Here is a 26803-nt window from a genome sequence, read left to right on the forward strand (position 1 = left end):
TTTAGATCTAAATTTTTTTTACTGCTGATTTCTTTCTATAACTTTGAGTAACATCAAATTCAAAATATGGAAATATCACTTCACAATCAGGTTGCTTTAGTAACCGGGGCTTCCAGTGGAATCGGTTCAGGAATTGCAAAATCATTAGCTTCAGCAGGTGCTATAGTTATTGTCAATCATTCTTCAGAAAGGTCTCTGGAAGAAGCAAAAGCCGTTTTGAAAGAAATTACAGACTCAGGTGGGCAGGGAATTACCTATCAATGTGATGTTTCTAAAGAAGATCAGGTTGTCCGCATGTTTCAGGATGTAGTAGCAGAATTGGGAACAGTAGATATTCTCATTAATAATGCCGGAATCCAGAAAGATGCAAAATTTACGGAAATGACTTTAGAGCAGTGGAATGCTGTGATAGGAGTTAATCTGACAGGGCAGTTTCTTTGTGCAAGAGAGGCAATCAAAGAATTTTTACGCAGGGGAATAGTCCCTTCACGTTCTGTTGCTTGCGGAAAAATCATCCATATCAGTTCTGTACACGAAATTATTCCCTGGGCCGGACATGCGAATTATGCAGCAAGTAAAGGAGCTATTAGAATGTTGATGCAGACCCTGGCTCAGGAGTATGGAGCAGACAAAATCCGCGTTAATTCTATTTGTCCCGGAGCTATCCAGACCCCCATCAATACGAATGCCTGGAAGACTCCTGAAGCACTTAGCTCGCTCCTTACCCTTATTCCTTATAACAGAATCGGACAACCGCAGGATATAGGGAATTTAGCTGCGTTTCTTGCCAGTGATCTTTCCGACTATATTACAGGAGCCAGCATCTTTGTTGATGGCGGAATGACCACGTTTTGAGAGTTTTTCTACGGGAGGGTAGAAACGGCCTGCTTCTGATGTCAGTCATTGGAAGGACATTACCGAGGTCATTTATTATCAATACATTTTACAATTGTACAAACAGTTTATCATGTCAGAAAAAAAGAGAGTTTCAGATATTTCGTGGAAAAAATGGGGACCATACGTAAGTAACCGGGAATGGGGACTGGTGCGTGAAGATTATAGTGAAAACGGTGATGCCTGGAATTATACAACACATGATACAGCAGAGGCTAAAACCTACAGATGGGGCGAAGAAGGAATCTGCGGAATATGTGATGACCTTCAGCAGTTGGTTTTTTCCGTCGGATTTTGGAATAAAAAAAGATCGCATGGTAAAAGAACGGTTCTTTGGTCTTACCAATGAACAGGGAAATCATGGCGAGGATGTGAAAGAATATTTTTATTATCTGGATTCTACTCCTACACATTCTTATATGAAGATGCTGTACAAGTACCCGCAAAATGCCTTTCCCTATGAAGAATTGATCAGTATTAATGCAGAAAGAAATAAAACCGAACCTGAATACGAGCTGATTGACACAGGAATTTTTGATACCAATGAATACTTTGATATCTTTATTGAATATGCCAAAGAAAGCCAGAATGATATTTTGGTAAAACTTACCATTATCAATAAATCTGAAAAGGCAGCACCCCTTACTGTATTGCCAACCCTGTGGTTCAGAAATACCTGGAATTGGGGATATGATGATTATAAACCGCAATTGTCAGGAGATAAGAATAATCATATTTATGTAAACCATCGGGCCCTTGATATCAAAAAAGTATATGCAAAAGAATCTTTACCAATTCTGTTTTGTGATAATGAAACGAATAATGAAAGACTTTATCATTCAGAGAATGGAACTCAATATTGTAAAGACGGGATCAATGTTTTTGTAATGACCGGAAATCCGCAGACAATTAATCCGAAAATGACCGGGACTAAAGCATCATTTTATATAGATGAAGTTTTTAAAGCTAAAGAGTCAAAGACGTTTGAGTTCCGGATTTCAGATAAGGACCTGGAAGAGCCGTTCCATGACTTTGATGAAATTTTTAAATTAAGAGTCCGGGAAGCAGATGAGTTTTATACTGATATTCAGAAAGACATCATTTCCGAAGACGAAAAGATGATACAAAGACAGGCATTTGCAGGAATGCTATGGAATAAAATGTTTTATCATTATAATGTGGAAAAATGGTTAAAAGGCGATCCGGCAGAATTACCCCCTCCAAAAACCCGTGATAAAATAAGAAATTATGACTGGAAGCATCTTAATAATGAGCATATTATTTCGATGCCTGATAAATGGGAGTATCCGTGGTATGCCACATGGGATCTGGCATTTCATACCATCAGTTTTTCGTTGATAGATCCTGATTTTGCCAAACACCAGCTGAAGCTTTTCCTGTTTGAATGGTACATGCATCCCAACGGGCAACTTCCGGCTTATGAATGGAATTTCAGTGATGTCAATCCTCCCGTACATGCCTGGGCAGTATTCAGGGTATTTAAAATTGATGAGTATCTCAAAGGGAAACCGGATCTGGAGTTTCTGGAGAGTGCTTTCCAGAAATTATTGATGAATTTTACCTGGTGGGTTAATAAGAAAGATGTCAACGGGAATAATATTTTTGAAGGAGGTTTTCTAGGGCTCGACAATATTGGTGTTTTTGATAGAAATTCTGTACTTCCCAATGGGGAACAGCTGGAACAATCAGACGGAACAAGCTGGATGGCAATGTTTGCCCTGAATATGATGAGAATAGCATTGGAGCTGGCTTTGTATAATAATGTATATGAAGAGATGGCTATGAAGTTTTTCGATCACTTCCTGTCTATTGCTAATTCACTGGATAATATGGGGGATGAAAATTTTAGCCTTTGGGATGATGAAGATGAGTTTTTTTTATGATGCTATTGCCTCCAGTGACGGTACTCATATATATTTAAAATTAAGGACAATTGTAGGGCTTATCCCTATGTTTGCTGTAGAGGTGGTTGATGATGAAATGATTGAAAACCTGCCAAATTTTAAAAAGAGAATGAAATGGGTATTGGACAATAAACCCGAATTGGCTGCTTTGGTTTCCAGATGGGAAGTTAAAGGGCAGGATTCCAAACATTTATTATCTCTGCTTCGAGGCCACCGTCTGAAAAGATTGTTAAGCCGGATGCTTAATCCCAACGAATTCCTGAGTGAATATGGAGTGAGAGCATTATCTAAGGAATATGAACAAAATCCCTATACATTAAACTTCAACGATATTGAATATTCGGTGAAATATACACCTGCCGAAAGTGACAGCGGACTTTTCGGGGGAAATAGCAACTGGCGTGGGCCAGTATGGTTTCCCATTAATTTTTTAATTATCGAGAGTCTTCAGCGTTTTTTCTTTTATTATAGTCCTGATTTTCTGGTTGAATATCCTACCGGAAGCGGTAATTATTCTAATTTGGATGAAATTGCCGATTCTTTAAGCCGAAGGCTTGCAAAAATTTTTCTTAAGGGACGAAAATGGTAAACGGCCTGTGAACGGGCAATATGATAGATTCCAGACCGATCCTGATTTTAAGGATTACATTCTGTTTTATGAATATTTTCATGGCGATAGTGGGCGTGGGGTAGGAGCTTCTCATCAAACAGGATGGACAGGGCTTATTGCAAAGATTTTACAGCCAAGGTTCTCCAAAAAGGAAATCGCAGAATCTGAAACTGAAATGCCGGGAAATGTGAGCAGGGACAGCAAGGAATAAGAACATAAAAAAGGATTCAACAATCCAATTCTTGCTTATCACCCTTCTTACTATTCAAAAATCTGCTGGATCACTTCAAGTGAAGCCGGTACTTTAAAATCAGTTATGTGATAATGATAATACACTAACAAGCTGTCTAAGAAATCTTTTCGTGCGGCAGAATGTATTTTAATAGTATACATATTATCGATACTGAGAGCTTGTTTCCAAATTAAGGAAATCTCTTCGTTGAAAAGCTGGTGAGTCATTCCTGCAGAGAAAGTCCCGGTTTCCGGATCTAGGAATTTCCCTTCACCAACTAATGGGGCCACTCCCTGAATTTTTAATAAACTAAGTAAAAAAAGTAGGTGGGACTGATAATTTTTACCCATTAATTCTTCAATGAACCTTTCAATACTGAAAAAAATACTAAGGTTTTTATTTTCATACTTAAGAACCTGATTCAAAAAATCTGAAATGAAAAAGATAACCGTATTGGCCTTTATATCAGTATAAACATCATTGTTCTTTATCAGTTCAAATTTTGTAACGGAGCATATGCCCCCGCTTTTTACCGGATTTATAAAGAAATTTAATTTGTTTAACGGCTGCAAAAAAGCTTTCTTTTTATTCTTTTTGGAATAAATCCCTTTCAGAAAGTAAGTCTGAAAGCCTTCCTCTTCTGTAAAACAATGCAGGACAGCATCATTTTCCCCATATTTGATAAACGAAAGTAAAAAACCGTTTTGTGAATTCATTAATTGACTACTCCTATTTTGGCTGTCGCTTTATCAGAACCATCTTCATTAGTCATCAAAACAAAGTAAATCCCCGAGGCAACCCTGATCCCTTTTTGATTATTAAGGTCCCATTCATAATATCCTCCTCTCGCTACTGCCGAATGAACTACATTTCCTGCTGCATCTACAATCCTGATATTTGTTTTTTCCGCTAGACCTTTAATGGTAACTTTTCCTTTAAAATTGGAGTATACCACAGGATTTGGATAAACCACAACATTGCCGAAATTGGAGGTAACATCTGCAACATCTCCCTGGTAGGTTACAATTCCGCTATATGTTACGAAATATACTTTACCTGTTTTCTTATCTATTTTGATATCGGTAACACTATTGGTAGGAAGCGGTGAATTTTCCTTTGTAAAGTGTTTTATAGTTTGTTGCGCATCAGGAGACATGTAATATACGCCTCCGTCTTCTACGGAAATCCATTTATGGTTTCCTTCATCCACTTCTATTTTAAGAATCTGGGAATTCCTGAAAAGTTCTTCGCCAATACCGTTTTGCTCAATAACAATGGGCTCCAGTTTAGGATCCGGAGCTTTTATTTCTGTGGCTGCGTTTGATAATACTTTGATTCCGCTGTAGGTCCCAATCCAGGCGTCCCCGGATTTGTCGATAGCTACTGATAAAGTCCCCGTTGTAAGCCCGTTCGACTCTGTTAATAGAATATCGGTATCATCGGAGAGGTTAGTTGCATTTTTATAATCATATACCCAGAAATTATTAGACTTAGGTAAAGGGGTCCATAGCATATCCTTATAAAAGAAGGTGGTTTGGATGGCATCACTGGCAAGCACAATCTTTTTGATAATAAAATCATCTGCAGCTTTGTCATAAATTCCTATTGAAGGGCTTCCGTCATTAAAACCGAAAGAGATGAAAATATTATTCTGAGGATCGGTGGCAAAACCTACAGGACGCCGGTAAGATGGAATGCTCCCTAAATTATAATACTTCACCATCTCAAAATCCTTATTTGATGCATTATATTTCATTTTATAAACTCCCTGATCAGTAATGGTATAATTTGAAAAGAATACTTCATTATTATCAAGAGGATTTTTAATAGCATCCAGAACATTTATTCGGTAGGCATTATTATTGAAGTAGGAGGGGTAAATCCATTCTGTACCATTAAAATAATAAAAACCTGGTCTTTTGGGATTATTGATTGGAAAGTTATAATTGGCAATCCTTGCCCCGCTAGATACAAGCATTTGGTTATCATCATACAAATTGATTTTGTATGCATAATTAAAATAAGGACCCGAAGGCTTATAAGTATGGTTGCTTTCATCTTTTATCCCTGAAAGGATAGTTCCTCCCAATACTTTTCCGCCTGTCATTATTGCTGTATTACAGTCTTCACCAAGACTTACTGCTCCTAATGAAACTCCATTGTTTCCAAATGTGTATATCCGGTTGTCGGTTACCACAATATTATTAGCGGTCACTACGACATCACGGATATTTCCAAAATTGACAGGCAGTGGAGTCGGAGTACCATTATTGTACATAAATGCAGCTGTATCAGACGAAAATACCAACTCAGATTCCGAATCAATATGCTTGAATACTCCGGGAACTTCGGTTGTCCAAGTGGAATATACAGGGAAAGTGGTGTTCAATTCATGGCTTTTCAGGCCGGTATCTGTTACTGAATATACTTTATTTCCAAATATTGTGGCTTCGTTGCTTGCTGCATACACACCACCGGTAATGAAAAAGGAAGAATCTCCGAATTCTTTCTTCTTTAAATTAAATATGGATACTCCATAGCCTACAGAAATGACAGCCTGATCTCCTGTTATGGAAATGTGATTGATTTTCTTGGAACCATTATAACCAGTAGCAATAGGAATATCAACGATATATTTTATTTCTTGGGGTGTGATTACATCCATAGAACCATTTTCATAGCCAATAAGTCCTGTCTGGGTCTGTGGATTATAATCAAAGGCTGTTATCCCAATGTTATGCAGCCCGTTTGCTTTAGACAACTTTGTAATTTCTCCTGTTGATATCGTATAATAGAATATTCCGTTTTCTGTGGCGGCTATTATTTTTCCATTGTCTTCTTTCATTGCTAAGACATTGTTGTAGGAGAAAAGATCCGCCCATTTTTTTGATGAAATGACCTGTGCTTCTGTAAACTGCAAAGATGCTAAAATACCAAGAGAAATTAGAGAAAGTTTTTTCATATTATACTGTTATGCTGCTGTCTATTGTCTGGTTGTTCCAGGAAATATGCTGTATGTTTTTGTTGGAGTCAAAATAAAAATCTATTCTTCCTAAAAGAAGTCCTGCCCATCCTACCTGGTTCACCAGGACGTTTTTTACCCTGCCTGTTGGTAAATGTTTGGGGTTCTGGCAAGAAAGTGTGGGTATGGCCGCCTAAGATAATATCAATATTTTCAGTACTGGCTGCCAGGATTTTGTCGCTTATTTTACCAGGTTCATCCCTATAATCGTAGCCAATATGGGAAAGACATATCACCAGGTCACATTTTTGATCATTTTTCAGGAAGTTGGAATAATGTTGAGCAACATCAATCGGATTAGAATAAACGGTTTCGCCGTATTGTTTTTTACCCACAAGACCATCCAGCTGAATTCCGACTCCAAATATTCCTACTTTGATTCCGTTTTTATCAAAAATCTTGTACGGAGAGGTCTTCCCATCCAGAACAGTATTTTTAAAATCATAGTTGGAGCAGATAAACGGGAATCTGGCGTTCGGAAGAACTTTCAGAAAGCCATCTAAGCCATTATCAAAGTCATGATTTCCCATAGTAGAAGCATCATACTTCATCATAGACATGAGCTTAAATTCAAGCTCTCCGCCAAAAAAATTAAAATATGGGGTTCCCTGGAAAATATCACCGGAATCAAGAAGCAGTACATTGCTTTCCTGGCTTCTGATTTGCTGGATCAGACTGGCTCTTCTTGCAAAACCTCCCTGGTTAGGATTTTTTACATAGCTTGCATCAAAAGGTTCTATTCTGCTATGCTGGTCATTGGTATGAAGAATAGTCAGTTTACGGGTGGTTTTTAAATCAGGAATTTTTAATTCTTCTGCCATCATCATGCCTGGAGCTAAAGCCATTGCCAAAGATCCACCGCCTATTGCCTTTAAAAAACTTTTTCTATCCATTACTTCTTACCAATAAAATTTAAACGAATATCCGTAGCAGGAATTACTTCCGGATTCTTTTTGAAACATTCAATATATAAATCCCTAAGTTTAACTCCTGTAGCTATTGATTCTCCTTTTGCAAAAAATTTCATATTGTCACCTCCCAACGCAAGATAGTCTGAAGTGGCAATATAATAGTCTCTCTCCGGATCTACTGCTTTTCCATTAATTAATGATTTAACTAATTGCCCGTTATTGGTTTCAATGTATAAGTGAGAGACTGGGTTATTTACCTGTGTTTTTGCATAGTATTCAAAAAAGTCCGGACAGATCTGCTCCTTTCATTTTCACAATGATCAGTTCATTTTCGAAAGGCATGACTTCAAATACATTTTTCAGCATAATGTCGCCCTTCCCAATTGTAGTACGGATTCCTCCGATGTTGATGAGGGCAGCATCTACATTCTGTTTAAGATTTGCTTTAGTCCATTGATCTCCTCCTTCCCATGTGTAGTCTGCTAAAAGATTGCCTAAATTGCTATTATCCCCCTGTTTTGTAAGATCTGCATTGGTGTGAGAAATTTTCTGATTCATTTCTCTGTCCAGTCTTTGCTTATATGGTTCAATGATTTTTACAAACTCCTCATCATTCTTTAGCTCATTATTAATAGAAATGTTTTTTCTGGGCCGTTACGTTTGCAATACGCAGCGTAGACGCCGTTTTGCAGGCAGTAAGTGATGCCAGAGCAATTCCTAGTAACAAGAATTTATTTTTCATAATATCTTTTAGTATATGCAAATATAACCATATGTATAATAAAACATTATTATTTATTATAAATTCTTAGCGTAAATCATTAAATTTGAAAAAAATAATTCGAACAGATGAGCATTTTAAAAGGAGTAGGTGTTGCCCTGGTGACGCCCTTTAATGAAGATTTATCCGTTGATTTCGACAGTTTGACCAAACTTGTTGAATATAATATCGGGAACGGAACCAATTATTTGGTAGTATTAGGAACGACGGCAGAAGCCGCAACGCTTTCTGATGAGGAAAAGAAACAGGTAATTGAGCATATCATTAAGGTAAATAATAAACGTCTTCCTTTAGTATTAGGAATTGGCGGTAACAATACTCTTGAAGTAAAGAAACAGATAGAAGAGGCAGATCTGTCTGCGTTTGAAGCCGTACTTTCTGTATCTCCATACTATAATAAACCTAATCAGGAAGGTCTTTATCAGCATTATAAGGCGCTGGCTTCCACAGGCAAAAATATTATTATCTATAATGTTCCTTCAAGAACCGGACAGAATGTTGAAGCAGATACAACTCTTCGCCTTGCAAAAGAATTTCCAAATTTATTTATGATTAAAGAGGCTGCACCTAATATCCTTCAGTACTTTGATATTTTAAGAAAGAAACCGGAACATTTCTCTCTTGTTTCAGGAGATGATGAATATACACTGCCGGTTACCCTAGCTGGAGGAAACGGAGTCATTTCTGTTATCGGACAAGGATACCCAAAAGAGTTTTCTACTATGGTACAACTGGCTTTTGAAGGTAAGGTGAAAGAAGCTTATGAAATCCACAACAAGCTGGTTGAAATCACTCGCCTGATATTTGCTGAGGGAAACCCTTGTGGGATTAAAGTAGTACTTGCTGAAAAAGGAATTATTAAAAATTATTTAAGACTGCCTTTGGTAGCTGCTTCAGAAGGACTTTCAGCAAAGATTAAAGATGAAATGACAAAAATTAAAGGATAATCATGATCTGGAATAAGATCTTTTACTTTAAGTAAAATTGATGATCATAACCTATAAACCAAAAGTGGAAAACTCAAGTTTTTCACTTTTTTTAATCATAATAAGAAAACTATGAAATTAATTAAAGCAACGGAAAAGGATATCCCCCTTATTCAGGATCTGGCAAGGAGATCCTGGAAAAGTGCTTATGCAGAAATACTTTCAGAAGAGCAAATGGAATATATGCTTTCCGGAATGTATTCGGATACTGAAATTACCACCCATCTCAGAAGTCCCGATTATCATTATTATCTGATTCGGGATGAAGATAAGGATTCCTATGAGGGTTTTATAGGATATCAGCATAACTATGAAGAAAAGACTACCAAACTGCACCGTATTTATTTAGTTCCTGAAAGCAAAGGAAAAGGATTGGGGAAAGAGGCTCTTTTGTTTTTGAACCGGAAGGTAAGCGAAAGCGGGAATAAAAGAATTATTCTAAATGTGAATAAACATAATTCCGCCAGAAAGTTCTACGAGTCCCAAGGATACAGGGTTTATGACGAAGGAGTTTTTGATATCGGGAATGGTTTTGTAATGGATGATTACCTGATGGAATTCCTAATTCACAACTAATTGACTTTAAATTTTGTAAATTTATCATGTAATTCTATAACAAGTGATTTCTTTTTTTCATTCATCTTTGCTTCAGAACCAAATCACTTATAATAATACATTCATATGCTTGGTTTTGAGCTGTTTCAGCTTTTTTATCAGTATATTTTTTTTCATCCTTAGTGTTTAAATTCCTGTATTCTTGAATGCAGGAGTTTTTTGTATTATTATCATTTTATAAAAAAATATACGCTATTTCACATTCAATTGAAATAAATCATTATATTTACTAAAAAAATTGGTTTACTTATATTAGGATGAAAATGTATGTAAAATTTGATTTCAATACCCTCTGTAAGAAGATATTGGATGAAAGACTTAAAGAGCATGGGCTGAAATATCGTGTGCTGAACTTTGGTGAAGTTGAGTTCTATGAACCACTCACACAGGAACAACATAATCTTTTTAAGAAAAATCTTGGAGATTACGGCATTGAGATTATAGAAAGCCAGAAGACCGCCTTGGTACAAAAAATAAAGGATACCATTGTAGAACTTGTTTTTTCTGATGAAATTATTCCTGTAAAAGCATCTATTTATATTTCTGAAAAATTGAATCACAGCTATGGTTATCTCTCCAATCTGTTTTCAGAAGTTGCTTTTACTTCCATAGAGAATTTTATTATTCTCCAAAAAATAGAACATGCAAAGGTTCTGATTATAAGAAATAAGCAAAGCCTGACGGAAATTGCCCATAAACTGAATTACTCAAGTGTTGCCCACTTAAGTACCCAGTTTAAAAATACAACCGGCATTACCCCATCCCATTTTCAAAAGATTGTGGGCAAAAGAAGGAAAGCTCAGAATATGGCCACTAATTCTAACATATAATATGAATAAAGAGTTTCTGAACGTAATAGTAGCAGATGACGATGAAAACACTTTAACTTTTTTTAAGAATATATTCAAAGAGCTTAAAATTTCGACAAAGGTCCAATGCTTTAATAACGGAAAAGATTTAATGAAGTATTTGCACAATGCGGATGCCTTCATTCCTGAGATCGTATTTATCAAATATGATATTCCCGGGAAAGATAGTATGGAATGCATTGAGGAAATCAAATCGGATCTGAAATTTAACAATATGGTAACAGCTATATATGGTGATCAAATTTCGGAAACAGAAATTGAAGATATTTTTGTAAAAGGAGCCAACATTTGCATGAGGAAGCCTGATACCTATGAAGGGTTCAAAAAGATCCTGGCAGAAATTATTGCCATTAATTGGCAGTATCATACTTCGGGCTTAAATAAAGAGAATTTTATTTTAAAGCTCTGATAAACAGTAAATTTTAATATTACATTTTTTTTTAAAAAGTTAATATTTTACGCATAATATTCACTATAATGTGAAAATTTTATAACTAAATGTTAAAATAATATAAAAAAAATATCAATTAATATTCAGACTTTTGTAAATGTAAACATTGCAACACAAATTTGCCATATAATAGAAATGCGGATGAATGAAAAGTAATTGTTTCAACAATAACTAATTATATAATCACAATGTTATTAACAAAATGAATTATATTAATTTCCAACTAGAAAGCATAGAAGATCTTTAAATAAAACGGTACAATCATGAAAACTTGAACGTAGTTGGTGACATTTTTTATTCGTTTCATTCCCTCGTCTCCAACATGAACACAGTTAGTTTTTATAATAAGCAAGTTGGAAAAATAATTCATTTTGTTTTTTTTATAATTTATTTTAATAGTTAGGGCTTAAAATATTCAAATAGTAAATAAATATTTTCACACCACATCACAAAATATTAAGCCTGACTATTAAAATGAATTTTTAAAGCAAGCGCAAGTAATTTCTTCTAAATAACAGTTTTATAAGGGGACCGCAGGAAAATATTTCTGCGGTTTTTTTATGAAATCTTACTCCATTTGTTTTTTCCCTTATAGTATTTGAGGTAATAATTTTTAATAATCAGATTATCCGGTCTGGCCAGCAAGGGGTCTGCTTCTAAAATTCTTTCAACGGTATTTTTTGTAGTTTTAATGATAGCCGAATCATTTACAAGATCTAATCTCTTAAAATCTACCACACCACTTTGCTGGGTACCTAAAATATCTCCCGGCCCACGAAGCTGCATATCCACCTCCGAAATTTTAAATCCATCATTAGTTTCTGTCATGGTTTTGACACGGGTTCTGCTTTCCTTGGATAATTTATCTGAAGTCATCAGGATACAGTAGCTTTGTTCGGCTCCTCTTCCTACACGGCCCCTAAGCTGATGTAGCTGGGAAAGGCCAAACCGCTCAGCACTTTCAATGACCATTACGGAAGCGTTAGGAACATTCACTCCTACCTCAATTACCGTAGTTGCTACCATGATTTCAGCTTTACCTGAAGCAAAATATGCCATAGCCGCATCTTTTTCATCAGGTTTCATTTTTCCATGCAGCATTGTTACATTATAACCTGAAAAAAAATCCATGACATGTTCCAGGCCTTCTGCAAGATTTTTATAATCCAATGTTTCAGATTCTTCAATAAGAGGATATACAAAATAAACCTGTCTTCCTTTTTTGATTTCATCCTTACAGAAATTATAAACATACAGCCTGTCTTTTTCCCGTCTGTGGGCGGTGATGATAGGTTTTCTTCCCACCGGCATTTCATCAATGACCGAAACATCAAGATCTGAATAAAAACTCATCGCCAATGTTCTTGGAATAGGCGTTGCTGTCATAACCAGGATATGAGGAGGAATTTTGTTTTTTGCCCAAAGTTTGGCACGCTGGGCAACACCAAACCTGTGCTGTTCATCAATAATAGCCAGCCCAAGATTTTTGAACTTAACTTTGTCCTCCAGAACAGCATGAGTTCCTACAAGAATAGAAAGGCTGCCACTTTCAAGTTCTTCATGAATGATTTTTCTTTCCGAACTCCTGGTAGAGCCGGTCAAAAGCCGGACATTTATTCCGGTTTCCTGTAGTAATTCTTTAATGCCATTGTAATGCTGCTGCGCAAGAATTTCCGTAGGAGCCATCATACAACTCTGAAATCCATTGTCCATGGCAATAAGCATGGTAAGCAAAGCTACCATTGTTTTTCCTGAGCCCACATCACCCTGTAAAAGCCTGTTCATTTGAATGGGCCTTTTCATATCCTGGCGAATCTCTTTTAAAACTCTTTTCTGGGCACTGGTAAGCTCAAAAGGAAGATGGTTTTCATAAAAGGTATTAAAGTAATCCCCTATGACAGGGAATGGATTTCCGTAAGACTGTGTCTTGTGATGAAGCTTTTTTAAGCCATAACCCAACTGGAAAAAGAAAGATTCTTCAAATTTCAGCCGATAATCTGCTTTGTCGAAATGTGCCATATCTTTAGGAAAATGTACATTCAGAAAAGCATGCTGCCTCGACATGAATTTGAAGGTCTTTATCAGGTATTCCGGAAAATTTTCTTCAATAAGGCTGGGAATTTCTTTGCAGACATTTCTTAAAATATTCTGGAAGAATTTCTGCCCCAAGCCCCTTTTGGAAAGCTTTTCAGAACCAGGGTAAATAGGCCTCAGACGGGTGTCATTTTCTTTGCTTTCCTCAGCCTCTATTTCCGGATGGGGCATGGAAAACTGCCGGTTAAAGACATTAACCTTTCCAAAAATATATACTTCACGATTAACTGGGATTTGCTCTTTCAGCCATTTTGAATATTGAAACCATACAAGGTCCATACTGCCGGTATGGTCATTAAACCTGGCTGATAGCCTTTTGGTTTTTCCTGTTTGAATTTCCTGTACCTGAGTGATTTTTCCTTTCAGCTGAACATCCAGATTGCTTTCTTCAAGCTGGGATACAGTGTAAACCTTGCTTTTATCCAGATAGCGGATAGGGTAGAAGTTCAGAAGATCTTCCACGGTACTAAGCCCCAATATACTTTTGATAAGTTTGGCTCTGTCAGGACCTATTCCTTTTACGTATTCTATAGAGGTGTCTAAAGTCATTTGAAAAACGAGCCCTAATTTCGGTAAAATAGCTGGAATTTGAAATTTTTAACACCAGAAAATATCAGAAATGGAATAAAAAAAAGCTTTCAGAATTGAAAGCTTTGTATCTAATCTTTGATTTTGGATTTGAATTTTTTCTGGTAGTCTTCCCATTGTTCCCTGCTGCGGATTTTTTTAAATAAATCTTTTGAGATCAGTTCCAAATAAGGCTCAAGTTCTTTAGCAGATAATTCTCCCTGCAAAATAGTAATGGGATCACCATGCTCATCCAGAAATACCGTACTTGGAACAGCCCCTACATTCATATATTGTGTAAATTCGTGTAAAGAATTTCTTCCCCTTTTCTGCTCTGTATTAGGATTGGAAAAGGTTCTTCCAAATATTTGAATGCTGTTTTTTTCTTCTGCATTAAATTTTACAGGATAATAATTTTCATTTAAATTCTGAGCAATGACAGGGTGTCCATATGTTTTTTTATCCATGATCTTACATGGGCCACACCAGTCAGCATAGAAATCAATAAGGATCTTTTTGGGATTTTCTTTTTGAGCTTTCAGAGCATCTTCAATCGTCATCCACTTTACCTGGGCAAAATTAAAATTTAATATAAGTAACAATAATATGCTTAAAATTTTCTTCATAATTTGATATTTATGTAAAAATAAGCATAATTACTTATTTTTTATTTTACATCTTGCATTAATTTTTTCACGTACGGAGATATCAAAATTAATACCACTCCGGCAATGATCGCATACAATCCCAATTGTTTATATCCATCAGTATAAGTGATCAATTCATCATAGTTAGTGGAACCTTCTTTGGCAGTAGCAAGACTAGCACCGATAATCCCTGCCACATATTGTCCATAAGCTGATGCCAGAAACCACATTCCCATCATCATTCCCTGAAGATTTTTGGTAGAAAGTTTGGTCATAATAGAAAGCCCGATAGGAGAGAGGCAAAGTTCTCCGAGAGTAATGATCAATAATGCCAGTGTGAAGAAATTCAGTGAAGTGACTCCCTGAAGGTTGGCAAAAAATCGTGTAGCAAATAAAACATAATATCCTAATCCCAGGAAAATAAATCCTAATCCGAATTTAATAATGGTATTGGGTTCAATTTTTCTTTTGTTCAGCCATATCCAAAGCAACCCGATAACAGGGGCAAGGAAAATAATGAAGAACGCCCCCCCGGAATTATTGACACCGTTAGGATCCAATCCGAATAAGTCCTTATTCAGGTTTTTTGCTGCAAAAATACTTAATGAACCGCCGCTTTGTTCATAGATTCCCCAGAAAATGATTGAGAATATAATGAAAACGAGTGCTGCCCAAAGTTTTTTACGTTCTGAAGCTGTTACTTTAGACATTTCATAGAACAAATAGATTAATGTTAAAGGACCTATTGTCCACATAAAATAATCTGTATATTCTGTTTTCGCAACCATAGTCATAATGATAGGAACGAAAACCAATGATAAAATATATACTCCATACTCTTTCCATTTAGGAATAGGAGCAGATTTCGTTTCTGCTAAAGGATGTCCGGGCTGTAAACCAATAGTTCCCAGCCTTCTCTGAGTAAAAACAAAGTTGATCAGACTTACAACCATTACAATGGCAGCCAGTCCGAAAGCAATATGCCACCTCATTTCTTCCGCAATAATATTACCCAGAAACTCTCCTTTCCCGATAGCAATACAAAGGTATCCGCCTAATAAGGCCCCAAGATTGATTCCTGCATAAAACAATGAAAAGCCTGCATCAGCTCTTGAATCATTAGGTTTATAAAGCTGACCTACCATTGATGAAATATTAGGTTTAAAAAAACCTGTTCCCACTACCGTAAATGCAATTCCCAAGAAGAAGAATTGATGAGGATCAGTTGCCAGAATCAAACTTCCTACGATCATCAGAAGTCCGCCCCAAAAAAGAGATTTTCTGAATCCTAAAATTTTATCGGCAAAAAGCCCTCCGATAAAGGTAAAGGCATATACAAAAGCCTGAGTGGCTCCATACTGAAGGTTGGCTTCTTTTTCGTGGAAATTGAGCTGTGAGATCATAAAGAAAACCAGCATTCCACGCATTCCGTAGAAACAGAAACGTTCCCACATTTCAGAGAAAAACAGACTCCAGATTTGTCTGGGGTATTTTCCTTTGAAATTTTGTATTTCATCTAAAGTTAAGCTCATAACGCTATATGATTAAGTTTTAATTAAGGGTTTTTATTGTCCTGATCCAGTTCAAAACGGATTCTGTCCTGGTCTATGATTTGTTTGAGTTCTTCTTCTTTTGGGAGGTACAGCAGGTATTTGCTGGCAAATAAATTATTTTTATCATTCAGAACGGAATATTTTACAATAGTTTCATCCTTTTCCGAACACAGTAAAATTCCAATGGTAGGATTATCTCCTTCACCACGCTTCAGATCATCATACATTCTTACATACATATCGATCTGGCCAATATCCTGATGAGAAAGTTCTCCTGTCTTAAGATCAATGATAACAAAGCATTTTAAGATATAATTGTAAAATACCAGATCAATATAAAAGTCCGAAGTATCGGTGGAAATATGCTGCTGCCTTGCTACAAATGCAAACCCTTTCCCAAATTCCAGCAGAAATTTCTGAATGTGATCTATGATTGCCGTTTCAATCTCTTTTTCGGAAAATTGTTCATCGGCTTTTAAACCAAGAAATTCAAAAATATAAGGATCTTTCAGAACGCTCTGGATATTTTCAGCTGAAGATTTTTTATGTTCTAAAACTCTTTCATAGGCGAGCGAATTGATTTGTCTTTTTAAATCCCTTACATTCCAGTTGTTTTGTACGGCCTCATTGAGATAATAGTTTCTTTTGTGTTTATCATCCTGGCTTGAAAGAAGCCTGTAATGAGACCAGCTCAATTGTTGAGACAATGTGTCAACAATTGGAAAAGCAATATAAAACTTCCGCATATTGGAAAGATTGGTGTAATCAAACCCCTTTCCAAATTCTAATGTGAGTTTTTGGGAAAGATTTTTTAACGTGTATTTTCCATATTCAGCACGTTCTTTTCCTTGTTGTTCATCTTCCACAATCAGTTTTCCGATTTGCCAATAGGTAAGCAGTAAGGTAGAATTCGCTATTCGAAAAACTTTTTCGCGCGATTGCCTAATAATTTCCTTTACGGACTGGAATAAAGAATCTTCGGAAATTTCCATCGTACGAAAATAAAAAAAAACCTCCGACTTAGCAGAGGTTTTATTCTATTTTGTTGATACAATTAGTTTACACCGTGCATCATTTTCTTTAAGATCGGTGAAATCAGACCTAAAATTACAGCTGCAATACCACAAAGTACTACAAATACCATGAAAAACTCAAATAAATTGTGGATTTCAAATCCTGCAAAGGTAGGATTGTGTAATGGTAGCTGGGCTTTTTCAAATGCCACAATCTGATCTGCTGTCAGGGTCACTTTTTTGTCCAGAACATCCTGAAGGTTTACTCCGATTTCCTGGGCTTTTTTGAATTTATCCCCTGTTGCAGGGATAAGGGCTCCTAATGAACCGGCCAATGCATATCCTGCTGCATTGGAAATGAAGAAAACGCCATATAATAAAGAAGCGAATCTTTTTGGAGCCAGTTTTCCTACTAACGATAAACCGATCGGAGACAGGCAAAGCTCACCACAGGTTTGGATAAAGTATAATAACATCAGCCATTTGATAGCCAATAATCCTGAATTGCCAAGATCTTTTACATTGTGTGCAATGATAAAATAAGAAAGCGCGATCAGAGCAAGCCCCATAGCCTGTTTGAACGGAGATACCGGCTCTTTTCCTTTTGCTCTCAATTTATCCCAGATTAAACTGAACGGAACCGCTAAAATAACTACAAAGATTCCGTTAAAGATCTGAACCATTGAAGGAGGCATATTCCATCCTAAAATGTTTCTGTCTGTTTGGTTGTCTGCAATGAACGTTAGTGAAGAACCAGCCTGTTCGAAAGCTGCCCAGAAGAAAATAATAAAGAATGATACAATATAAATTACCCAGATCCTTTGTCTTTCAACTTTATTTTCAGCAGAAGTCATGATCAGGAAGGCTAATGCGATACCTGCCGCATAGATGAAAGGATAAATGATTCCCTTAATCAGCTGTCCCATTTCCACTGAATTGAACCCGAATTCTCCTACAAGCAAATATCTGAAAGCAAAGAAAAGAGCAATAAATATAACTCCCGTAATCGCTAAAAACTGGCTTGAGAACTTTGCTGTTTGAGATTCTCCTTCTTCAAAATCTGCGGTTGTATTATTTTTTGGTAACCCACCGATAGGCCTTCCTTCAGGAGTTACTACGTATTTGTTTTTAAGGATAAAGAAAGTTACAGTTCCGATTATCATAGCAATAGAAGCTGCAAGGAATCCCCATTTGAAGGCAAAAATGTCTCTTACCCCGGTTGTAGCATCTTTTACATCTCCCAGATACGGACAGATAAACTGCCCGAGGAACGCGCCAATGTTGATCCCCATATAAAAAAATGGTGAAGGCAGAATCAAGTTTTGATTTTTCCTGCTTAGGATAAAGACTTCCCACCATTGATGAAATATTCGGTTTGAAGAATCCATTACCGAAGATAATAATAAACAGGGCCAGCCACATGATAAGTTTTGCACTTCCAATATCCGCAGAGAAAGTGGAGGCACTGATGAACAGTAAAAACTGACCGATAGCCATTAATGATCCACCAATGATAATAGCATATCTGTTTCCGATATATTTATCAGCAATAAATCCTCCTAAAAGAGGTGTTAAATAACATAAAGCGAGAAATCCACCATAGATGATCGCTGCATCAGCTTCTTTTATCAATAAGGAATTTACCATAAAGAGCGTTAAAAGTGCTCTCATTCCATAAAAGTTGAAACGCTCCCACATTTCTGTTCCGAAAAGAACCCATAACCCTTTCGGATGTCTGGAATTCTTATTCTCTACAAATTCATCCGGCTTCGGACTCAATGCTTCAATATTATCCATTTCTATTGTTAATTTTTGTTAAGACTGACAAATATAGTTTATTTTGGGTTTTTGGCAAGTTTTTAATTTTATTTTTAAATTAAAAAAGCTGCGGAACTATTCCGCAGCTTGCTATTCTTTATAATATTAAGGATTAATGTCCTTTTTCCTTCATGATTTTATTTAATCTTTTTAACATGGAAAGTCCTAAAAGGGTAGCAAATATTAACAAAGCGAAATTTACAAGGAAATAATTCGTTTTATTTTCATAGTTATACCATGTACTTGCCAAGATTCCTGAAAGTTTATTCCCCACAGAATTGGCCAGAAAGAATCCTCCCATCATCAATGCCGTAATTCTTGCAGGTGAAAGCTTTGAAACAAAAGATAATCCCATGGGAGAAAGACATAGTTCTCCGATCGTGATCACTCCATAGCTGGCTACCAGCCACAACGGAGAAACTTTTACTGCTCCGTTATCTCCGGCGATTACCGCTAGAACCATCACTAAACAGGATAAACCTGAAATAAACAATCCCAAAACGATTTTGGTGGGAGTCAGAGGTTCTTTTCCCCTTCTTCTTAACAATGCCCAGAAGCCTACAATAACAGGAGTTAAAGCAATTACCCAGAATGGATTAATAGACTGGAACAATTCCGTATTATACAGATACACTTTATTTTCAGGATTTTTCTCTAAAGCAGCACGCTGCTCAGGTGAGATATTTTTAAAATAAACATCTTTCCCTATTTCCTTTTTAGTATCTCCGTTGTCATCTTTTTGAGACCTGAATTGGTTATCATATACAGGAACTTCTTTATCTTCAAAGCTTTTACCGTCTACCATATAAATTCCTTCCAATGGTTTTTCCAGAGCAGCAGGAACACTTCTGTCCGTATAATAGTTAGCCCATCTTGTCAGGGCAGTACCGTTTTGTTTGAAAACAGCCCAGAAAAACATACTGATCAAAAATACAGAAAGCAGTGCTCCGATTGATGATTTTTCCTCAGGCTTAGCTTTAAAGTATAGTGAAGCATAAAAGTAAATAACAGGAACACAGGCAAAGATAAAGGCGTCCGTACTGTCACTTCCAAAGATATTGCCCGGGATAAACCAACCAATCGCGCCCGCGATGATGGCAGGAACAAATACTTTGATCAGAATTTCAGAAAGCTTCGTATCACCTTCCTGTACGGGTTTCATTTGTGCAGCATGGATGTAGTGCTTTCTACCGATTGTGAAAATAACCATACCAATCAGCATTCCGACCCCGGCAGTAATGAAGGCTTCCCCCCAACCAAATTTATTACGCATAAATGCCGCAATAATGTTACAGATGAATGCTCCGATATTGATTCCCATATAAAAAATATTGTATCCCGAATCTTTATTGGCTTTATAAGGTTCTTCAGAATAAAGATTTCCTAAAAGGGTAGATATGGTAGGTTTAAAGAAACCATTTCCGATGATGATCAGGGCCAGGGAAGTATAAAATAAAGGCAAATCTTTGAAAACTCCCATTCCAATGTATCCTGCAGCCATTAGAAAGCCACCGAGATAAATAGATTTGATATATCCTAAAACCCTGTCAGCCAGGAAACCTCCGATAAACGGAGTAAGGTAAGTCAATGCAATATAAGTTCCGAAAATGTCATCAGCAGTTTTGTCCGGAAGTCCAAGCCCTCCTTTCATACCGGTCGGCTCAATTACATACAGAACAAAGATTCCAAGAATCAGGTAGTACCCGAAACGCTCCCACATTTCTGTAAAAAAGAGATAGGGCAGCCCTTTAGGATGTTTAGTCTTCATATATTCAAATTTCAAATTCCTCAAAAATAAGTTTTTAATTTCAATTGATAAAATAAATAATACAAGCCCGGATGATTAATGAAATAAATATAAATCCGGATTAAAATTCACTTTCTTATCCAAATGATCTTACAGAAAATTATATGAGACTAAAAAGGATAACATCTGTTGTACAAATTTTACAGATAATTGCAAAAAGAATTCATATGTATTTCTCTTACAGGAGATATTCATTTTATATCTTCATAGTTGTCAATAATGACGCAAATGATATAAAAAAAACATTATGAAGAATTTAAAAAAAACTTTTGAAAAATGATTTGAAAACTATTGAAGGAGGTTTCATAAAAGATGACGGATGTCGTTATAAATGTTGTTGGAATAATCAACCTGGTAATTGTAGTGAAACAATTACTGCTGCACCGGGACAAACTGTTAGTTGCGTAGAAGGAGCAAAGCTGGTATTAATAAATGGATAAACGAGATATGAGAACTGAATGCAGCTGATATTTACATCAGCTGTGTTTTATTTATTAATGATATGAAGAATATATTTTTTAACTTTTATATTATTAGTTCAGGTAATATCTGCACAAAATAAGAGATTTATATATCAATATGATTTTATACCTGATTCTACAGCTAAAGACAAAATGGTAAAAGAGCTTATGCTTTTAGATATAACAAATGGTATTTCAAGATTTACCAGCCAAAGAAAATATATTTCAGATTCAACCATTATTTCTCCTGCTAATGTGGGGAAAATGGTAATGCCTCCGATGGATTTAAATATATTTTATACGATAGAGAAAAATAATGGAATAGTTTTTTTTAAAACTAATGACTACGGCCTAGGTAAAATCAAAGTTGAAGACAATAGGGATATAAAATGGAATATTTTTGAAGAAAAACAAACTTTTTTAACTTACACCATACAAAAAGCAAGTTGTAGTTTTGGTGGAAGAAAATGGATAGCTTGGTTTACACAGGATATTCCTCTTCAAGATGGTCCCTATAAATTCCACGGACTCCCAGGACTTATTGTTAAAATTGAAGATTTAACACGCAGTCATATCTTTAAACTTGTAGGGATTTCCAATTTACGCAATGATTATATATACCCATTCCGTAATAAAGAAATGGAAGAAAAAAAAATTGACTTAACAAGTTTTCAAAAATATTATTTACAATACAGAAATGATCCTGGGATAGAAATTAGACAACTTTATATGCAAGGAAAATTGCCTGACCAGACCGATACTTCAGGAAACTTCAGGACAGGGGCCGAAATAGTAAGAGAAGTTGAAGCATTGGCAAAAGAAAGAATTAAAAAAGACAATAATATTATTGAAATTGATTTGTTGAAATAAAATGTTTTTTCTATTCAACCATACTATTTATATACAACACGCCTGTAACTTATACCTTTTGTAATGATAATGTAATCAAAAAGTTTGATCTCACCGATCTAGCCTTATAGGTAAGCTCAAATTGCATACAAAAAACAAACATTCCATAAAACAGGCGGTAGCCCTAAACATTAATGGAATGGATTTAAATTTCAGTTCTGATATAAGATTTCCCTTCTAAGCGTATTTTCAAAGCATTCATACAATTTTTTATAATTGTTGTACAAGCAAATTACACGAAATATACACATGTATTTCTCTTTTATGTGACATTTGTTTTCTAGTTTCGAAGGTGTCAATAGTGACATAAAATCATTTAAAAAAAAACATTATGAAGAATTTAAAAAAAAATTTCGAGAAACGAGTTAAAAAATTATTGAGGGCGGTTTCGTAGGAGATGATAGTGAAGGAGGATATTATAAATGCTGTTCTAATAACAGTGATGCCTGTAGTGAATGTGTCTATATAAGATCCAGACCTAGATGTAGTAGCGGATCTTATCCTGTAGCTTGCTAAAAAATGAGGTTGTCTCAAAATATCATTTCAAACTTCAAATGGTTGGATGACAGTAATTTCTTCGCCCGAATGGCAAGGTCAAATTGCTTGACTTTTGAGACAACCTCTTATCACTAAAATTAATATATGTATAGTTGTAATTATATTTTAATTTTTGTTTTTTGTACTATTTCATTTGTTTCCGGCCAAAAGTATCGCTTTGTATATAGTTATATGTCTATTCCTGACACTCTTAATAAAAATAATATTATCAATGAAAATATGGTTTTAGAGATTGATAAGGATAAATCTATTTTTATTAGTCAGAGAAAAATGATTTCGGACTCGGTTATGGCAGAAGATGCTAAAAAAGGGATTATGACAATGCCAGATGAAAATATTAATACCAGGTATATTATTGTAAAAAAGTATCCGGATTTTAAAACCAATTTAATAACAGATGAATTTTTCGACTTCCTATAAATTTATTATTTCTGACGATAGATCGTTACATTGGGTTCTTCTTCCTGAAAAAAGAACTATTGGGAACTATGAATGTCAAAAGGCTGAATTAGATTTTGCCGGAAGAAAATGGATAGCCTGGTTTACTGAAGAGATTCCGTTTAATGATGGACCATATAAATTTAAAGGCTTACCAGGATTAATTATCGAAATTAAGGATTTATCAAACTCTCACGGCTTTCAACTTCAAGGAATGAAAAAAATAGAAGATAAATCTGTTCCGGTTATCATTGATGAAAAAAAGAAAATACGAAGTTTTACTTTCAAAGATTTTGTCACGTTTTTATAAAGAGTATCGTAAAGATCCAGCTAAGGAATTCAGACAGAGGGTTTTGAGCGGAGATGTATATTATGAATCAGAAGAAAAAAGGCAGGAACATATGAAATTGATAGAAAGCCTCAGAAAAGAGAGGGTTAAAAAAGATAATAATATCATTGAACTTGATTTGTTAAAATAAGTTTATATTGTCTTTTAAAAACCAACGATGAAAAACATATTATTTATATTACTGGGAACTGTAATGATTTTTTCCCAGAACAACAGGTTCATTTATGAGGTGAAATACAAGAAAGATTCAACCTCGAAAGATATTACCAGGGAAAATTATTATCTGGATATCACAAAAGAGGATATAGCCTATTATAACAGGCTGAATTATATTAGTGATTCAACGTTTGTTGTCACTGGACAACATGGGTTTAAAGGTAATAGGCTGACTTCCTTTCTTATCAAAAAGAATAATAGCAATACCTATCAAAACTATGAATATATCGGCGATGTAAACTTTTATAAAATATCCGAAGAAGCAAAACAACAATGGAATATTACAGACAGTATAAAAGTCTCAAATAATTTCCGGCTTCAAAAAGCCACTACTCACTTCGGAGGACGAAACTGGATTGCATGGTTTACTAAAGATATTCCAATGCCTTACGGGCCTTATAAGTTTAACGGATTGCCGGGATTGATTATGGAAATCTATGATACCAGAAAGGATTACTATTTTAATGTGATTAAAAGTGAAAAGATCCCGGATGATTATAAACGTTACTCATTAAATGCCTCTATATCCAGAGCAATACCCGTTACGCAGAAAGATTTAAACAGACTAAGGCTAGATCTCTATTCCAATCCTTTTAAATATGCATTCAACGGGGTGTTGACAATACCGGAAGGAAAGAAACTGTTTTTGGAAGACGGAACGGTGCTATCCAAAGAGCAATTAAAGCCGGCCGAAGCCAATGAAAGAAAAAAACTAAAATCTTTTAATAATCCTATTGAGCTGGATAAAGCGGTGAAATACCCTTAGTTAGATATGAATGTTTATAAAAGATCCCTTTCAGGAAGCCTGAAAGGGACTTTTTATAGGTAGTTTAATTGTAATGTTATAAATTATTCAGGATAAAATCTGTCATTTTCTGGTATAGTTGTGGTCTTGTCTGTCCACCGTAGATTCCATGATTTTTGTCCGGATAAGCCATGAAATCAAACTGCTTTTTGTTCTGAATCAAAGCTTCAGAAAATTCCATAGAATTCTGGAAATGTACATTGTCATCAGCGGTTCCATGAATCAGAAGAAATTTGCCTTTCAATAAATTAGCATATTCCGTAGGAGAGTTTTTATCGTATCCGTCAGGATTTTCCTGAGGCGTTCTCATAAATCTTTCCGTGTATACAGAATCGTAATATCTCCAGTTGGTTACCGGTGCTACGGCAATTCCCATTTTGAAAACATCAGCCCCTTTGGTCATTGCTAAGCTGGTCATATAGCCCCCAAAGCTCCATCCGAACATTCCGATTCTGTTTTTGTCAATATAAGATTGGTTTCCGAACCATTTTGCTGCTGTAATCTGGTCTTCAATCTCATATTTGCCTAAGTTCATATAGGTTACCTTTTTATACTTGGCTCCTTTGTAGCCGGTTCCGCGTCCATCTACACAAGCGACGATATATCCTTTTTGTACAAGGTGGTTAAACCACATCGCATTTCCGTTATCCCATGAGTTGGCAACCTGTTGAGATCCCGGTCCGGAATATTGGAACATAAATAAAGGATACTTTTTATTCGGATCAAAATTTTTAGGTTTCATGATCCAGGCATTCATCTGGTCGCCTACTGCATTTGGAATAGTGATGAATTCCTTTTCAACAAAGTTATCCGCTTTTAATTTCTGTAATTGTTCATTGTTGTTTTGAAGCTCTTTTACCGTTTTACCGTTTCCGTCTTTTAAAACATAAGTATGAGGTCTGGAAGCCGTAGAAGATGTTTCAATGAAATAATTGTAGTTTTTACTGAAATTAGCAGAATTATTACCTTCCGAATTAGAAATCAGCCGGGATTTTCCGTTTTCAATGTTTACCTTAGAAATAACCTTGTTGATACTGCCTTTCTCAGTAGTCTGAATATAAATTTCTTTTGATTTTGGATTGAATCCATAATAGTCTGTTACTTCCCAGTTTCCTTTAGTAACTTGTTTTTTAAGCTTTCCATCTTTATCATACCAATACAGGTGACGGTTTCCATCTCTTTCTGATCCCCAAAGGAAAGAATCATCTTCCAGGAATTCTAAAATAGGACTGTCTGTATCAATCCATTTGTCATCAGTTTCAGTAAATAATTTCTGAACCGCTCCTGTTTTGGTGTTTACTTTTAAAACGTCCGAAGCATTCTGAATTCTTTCAGAAGTAATTAAAACAATTTCATCCGGTTTTGCAGTCTGGAAAACATTAGGAATATAATAGTTTTTAAAAGATCCTAAATTCAACTGCATAGTCTTTCCGTTGTCAAGACGATACAACTGTGCAGAAACAATAGAATTTTTTTCTCCCGCCTTAGGATATTTGTAACGCATTTCAGCCGGGTAGAGGTTTTTTCCGTAGATGGGAATATAAATTTCCGGAACCTGGCTTTCGTCAGACTTTACAAATACGATAGCGTCAGAATTTTTAGACCATTCATATTGTCTGGCATGTCCGAACTCTTCCTCATATACCCAGTCTGCCAAACCGTTCAGAATAGAGTTTTTCTTACCATCCGTTGTAATCTGGGTGATTTTCCCTGAAGTAAGGTCCTGGTAGAACAGGTTGTTATCAGAAATGAAAGCTACTTTTGTAGCATCAGGTGAAAAAGTAGGCTCCTGAACTTCTTTTCCGTTATTTAAACTGATTGTTTTGCCGGACTTTAAATCTCTGACCTCAAATTTTCCCAGAAAAGAATGTCTGTAAATAGGCTGACTTTCTATTTGCAATAGAATTTTAGATTCGTCATCGGAAAAAATATAGCTCTCAAATTTTCCGTCAACAATATTTCCTTCTTTCTGAGATGTTTTATAGGAATACTTTGCAATTCCTGTCGGCTCAATAACCAGGTAATTTTCACCGTTTTTCATAGAAGAAATTCCTGCAATACCTTTTCCGCGGTAGTATCCTGAATATATTTTATCTAAAGTGATTTCTTGTGCTGATACATTTTGGAATACAGCAGCTATAGTAAGAGTTAAGAGTATTTTTTTTCATTTTTAACTTTAATGGAATTCAAAGATAATAATTTTATTAAAATGTGTAAAAAAAGCTTTTCGAATAAGCTTTTTGGCAAAAAAAATTGAATATCATTAAAGTAT

At 35.6% G+C, this 26803-nt stretch carries 18 protein-coding genes and 4 pseudogenes; 11 read left to right on the top strand and 11 right to left on the bottom strand.

Annotation, left to right across the window (positions count from 1 at the left end):
• The first annotated feature begins 66 nt into the window (after nt 1–66).
• Complete coding sequence (locus HX13_RS17280) at nt 67–855, top strand: glucose 1-dehydrogenase (protein WP_128572477.1); 789 nt, start codon at nt 67–69, stop codon at nt 853–855.
• Nucleotides 856–967: 112 nt separating this feature from the next.
• Nucleotides 968–3640 (top strand): annotated as a pseudogene (locus tag HX13_RS17285) (MGH1-like glycoside hydrolase domain-containing protein).
• 50 nt (nt 3641–3690) lie between these two features.
• Here the strand turns inward: HX13_RS17285 and recO are convergent.
• From recO to HX13_RS26470, 4 genes and pseudogenes are all read right to left on the bottom strand, one after another.
• A complete protein-coding gene (gene recO, locus HX13_RS17290) occupies nt 3691–4377 on the bottom strand; it encodes a DNA repair protein RecO (RefSeq protein ID WP_050022110.1) in 687 nt (228 codons plus the stop codon).
• Complete coding sequence (locus HX13_RS17295) at nt 4377–6623, bottom strand: T9SS type A sorting domain-containing protein (protein ID WP_174441956.1); 2247 nt, start codon at nt 6621–6623, stop codon at nt 4377–4379. The genes recO and HX13_RS17295 overlap by 1 nt, the downstream gene beginning before the upstream one ends.
• A gap of 1 nt (nt 6624) precedes the next feature.
• Nucleotides 6625–7576, bottom strand: a pseudogene (locus tag HX13_RS17300) (bifunctional metallophosphatase/5'-nucleotidase).
• Nucleotides 7576–8336: pseudogene (locus tag HX13_RS26470) on the bottom strand (5'-nucleotidase C-terminal domain-containing protein). The pseudogenes HX13_RS17300 and HX13_RS26470 overlap by 1 nt, the downstream one beginning before the upstream one ends.
• A gap of 107 nt (nt 8337–8443) precedes the next feature.
• Between HX13_RS26470 and dapA the strand changes: the two are divergent.
• The 4 genes from dapA to HX13_RS17325 all read left to right on the top strand — a co-directional run bounded on the left by dapA (nt 8444) and on the right by HX13_RS17325 (nt 11254).
• Nucleotides 8444–9322, top strand: coding sequence for a 4-hydroxy-tetrahydrodipicolinate synthase (dapA, locus tag HX13_RS17310; protein WP_050022111.1), 879 nt, complete (start codon nt 8444–8446; stop codon nt 9320–9322).
• 111 nt (nt 9323–9433) lie between these two features.
• Nucleotides 9434–9937, top strand: a complete 504-nt coding sequence (locus tag HX13_RS17315) for a GNAT family N-acetyltransferase (RefSeq protein WP_050022112.1) — start codon at nt 9434–9436, stop codon at nt 9935–9937.
• A gap of 296 nt (nt 9938–10233) precedes the next feature.
• Nucleotides 10234–10806, top strand: a complete 573-nt coding sequence (locus HX13_RS17320; protein WP_050022113.1) for a helix-turn-helix domain-containing protein — start codon at nt 10234–10236, stop codon at nt 10804–10806.
• A 1-nt stretch (nt 10807) separates the two neighbouring features.
• The gene (locus HX13_RS17325; protein ID WP_050022114.1) at nt 10808–11254 is read left to right on the top strand and encodes a response regulator; all 447 of its coding nucleotides are present in this window, start codon (nt 10808–10810) and stop codon (nt 11252–11254) included.
• A 600-nt stretch (nt 11255–11854) separates the two neighbouring features.
• Here HX13_RS17325 and recG read toward each other — a convergent pair.
• The 6 genes and pseudogenes from recG to HX13_RS17355 all read right to left on the bottom strand — a co-directional run bounded on the left by recG (nt 11855) and on the right by HX13_RS17355 (nt 20756).
• Entirely contained in the window at nt 11855–13939 is a 2085-nt protein-coding gene (gene recG / locus HX13_RS17330; protein WP_050022115.1) for an ATP-dependent DNA helicase RecG, read from the bottom strand.
• A 110-nt stretch (nt 13940–14049) separates the two neighbouring features.
• Complete coding sequence (locus tag HX13_RS17335; RefSeq protein WP_050022116.1) at nt 14050–14583, bottom strand: thioredoxin family protein; 534 nt, start codon at nt 14581–14583, stop codon at nt 14050–14052.
• 41 nt (nt 14584–14624) lie between these two features.
• Nucleotides 14625–16136, bottom strand: coding sequence for a peptide MFS transporter (locus HX13_RS17340; protein WP_050022117.1), 1512 nt, complete (start codon nt 16134–16136; stop codon nt 14625–14627).
• 23 nt (nt 16137–16159) lie between these two features.
• On the bottom strand, nt 16160–17149 hold the full coding sequence (locus HX13_RS17345; RefSeq protein ID WP_050022118.1) for a YhcG family protein: 990 nt from the start codon (nt 17147–17149) through the stop codon (nt 16160–16162).
• A 62-nt stretch (nt 17150–17211) separates the two neighbouring features.
• Nucleotides 17212–18967, bottom strand: a pseudogene (locus HX13_RS17350) (peptide MFS transporter).
• 133 nt (nt 18968–19100) lie between these two features.
• Nucleotides 19101–20756, bottom strand: coding sequence for a peptide MFS transporter (locus tag HX13_RS17355; protein WP_050022119.1), 1656 nt, complete (start codon nt 20754–20756; stop codon nt 19101–19103).
• 548 nt (nt 20757–21304) lie between these two features.
• On the opposite strand from HX13_RS17355, the gene HX13_RS17360 reads away from it, so the two are divergent.
• The 5 genes from HX13_RS17360 to HX13_RS17380 all read left to right on the top strand — a co-directional run bounded on the left by HX13_RS17360 (nt 21305) and on the right by HX13_RS17380 (nt 24492).
• Nucleotides 21305–22126: a GLPGLI family protein gene (locus tag HX13_RS17360; protein ID WP_128572478.1), complete on the top strand. Its 822-nt coding sequence runs from the start codon at nt 21305–21307 to the stop codon at nt 22124–22126.
• Nucleotides 22127–22894: 768 nt separating this feature from the next.
• Nucleotides 22895–23143 carry a hypothetical protein gene (locus tag HX13_RS17365; RefSeq protein ID WP_050022121.1) on the top strand — a complete coding sequence of 83 codons (249 nt, stop codon included), beginning with the start codon at nt 22895–22897 and terminating at the stop codon, nt 23141–23143.
• A complete protein-coding gene (locus HX13_RS17370) occupies nt 23121–23471 on the top strand; it encodes a GLPGLI family protein (protein ID WP_050022122.1) in 351 nt (116 codons plus the stop codon). The genes HX13_RS17365 and HX13_RS17370 overlap by 23 nt, the downstream gene beginning before the upstream one ends.
• A gap of 43 nt (nt 23472–23514) precedes the next feature.
• A complete protein-coding gene (locus tag HX13_RS25695) occupies nt 23515–23640 on the top strand; it encodes a hypothetical protein (RefSeq protein WP_262483566.1) in 126 nt (41 codons plus the stop codon).
• A 27-nt stretch (nt 23641–23667) separates the two neighbouring features.
• Entirely contained in the window at nt 23668–24492 is an 825-nt protein-coding gene (locus HX13_RS17380; RefSeq protein ID WP_050022124.1) for a GLPGLI family protein, read from the top strand.
• A 76-nt stretch (nt 24493–24568) separates the two neighbouring features.
• Here HX13_RS17380 and HX13_RS17385 read toward each other — a convergent pair whose 3' ends face one another.
• Entirely contained in the window at nt 24569–26572 is a 2004-nt protein-coding gene (locus HX13_RS17385; protein WP_238555456.1) for a S9 family peptidase, read from the bottom strand.
• Nucleotides 26573–26803 lie beyond the last annotated feature (231 nt).

It is taken from the genome of Chryseobacterium sp. P1-3 (genome assembly GCF_000738495.1).
GTDB lineage: Bacteria > Bacteroidota > Bacteroidia > Flavobacteriales > Weeksellaceae > Chryseobacterium > Chryseobacterium gallinarum.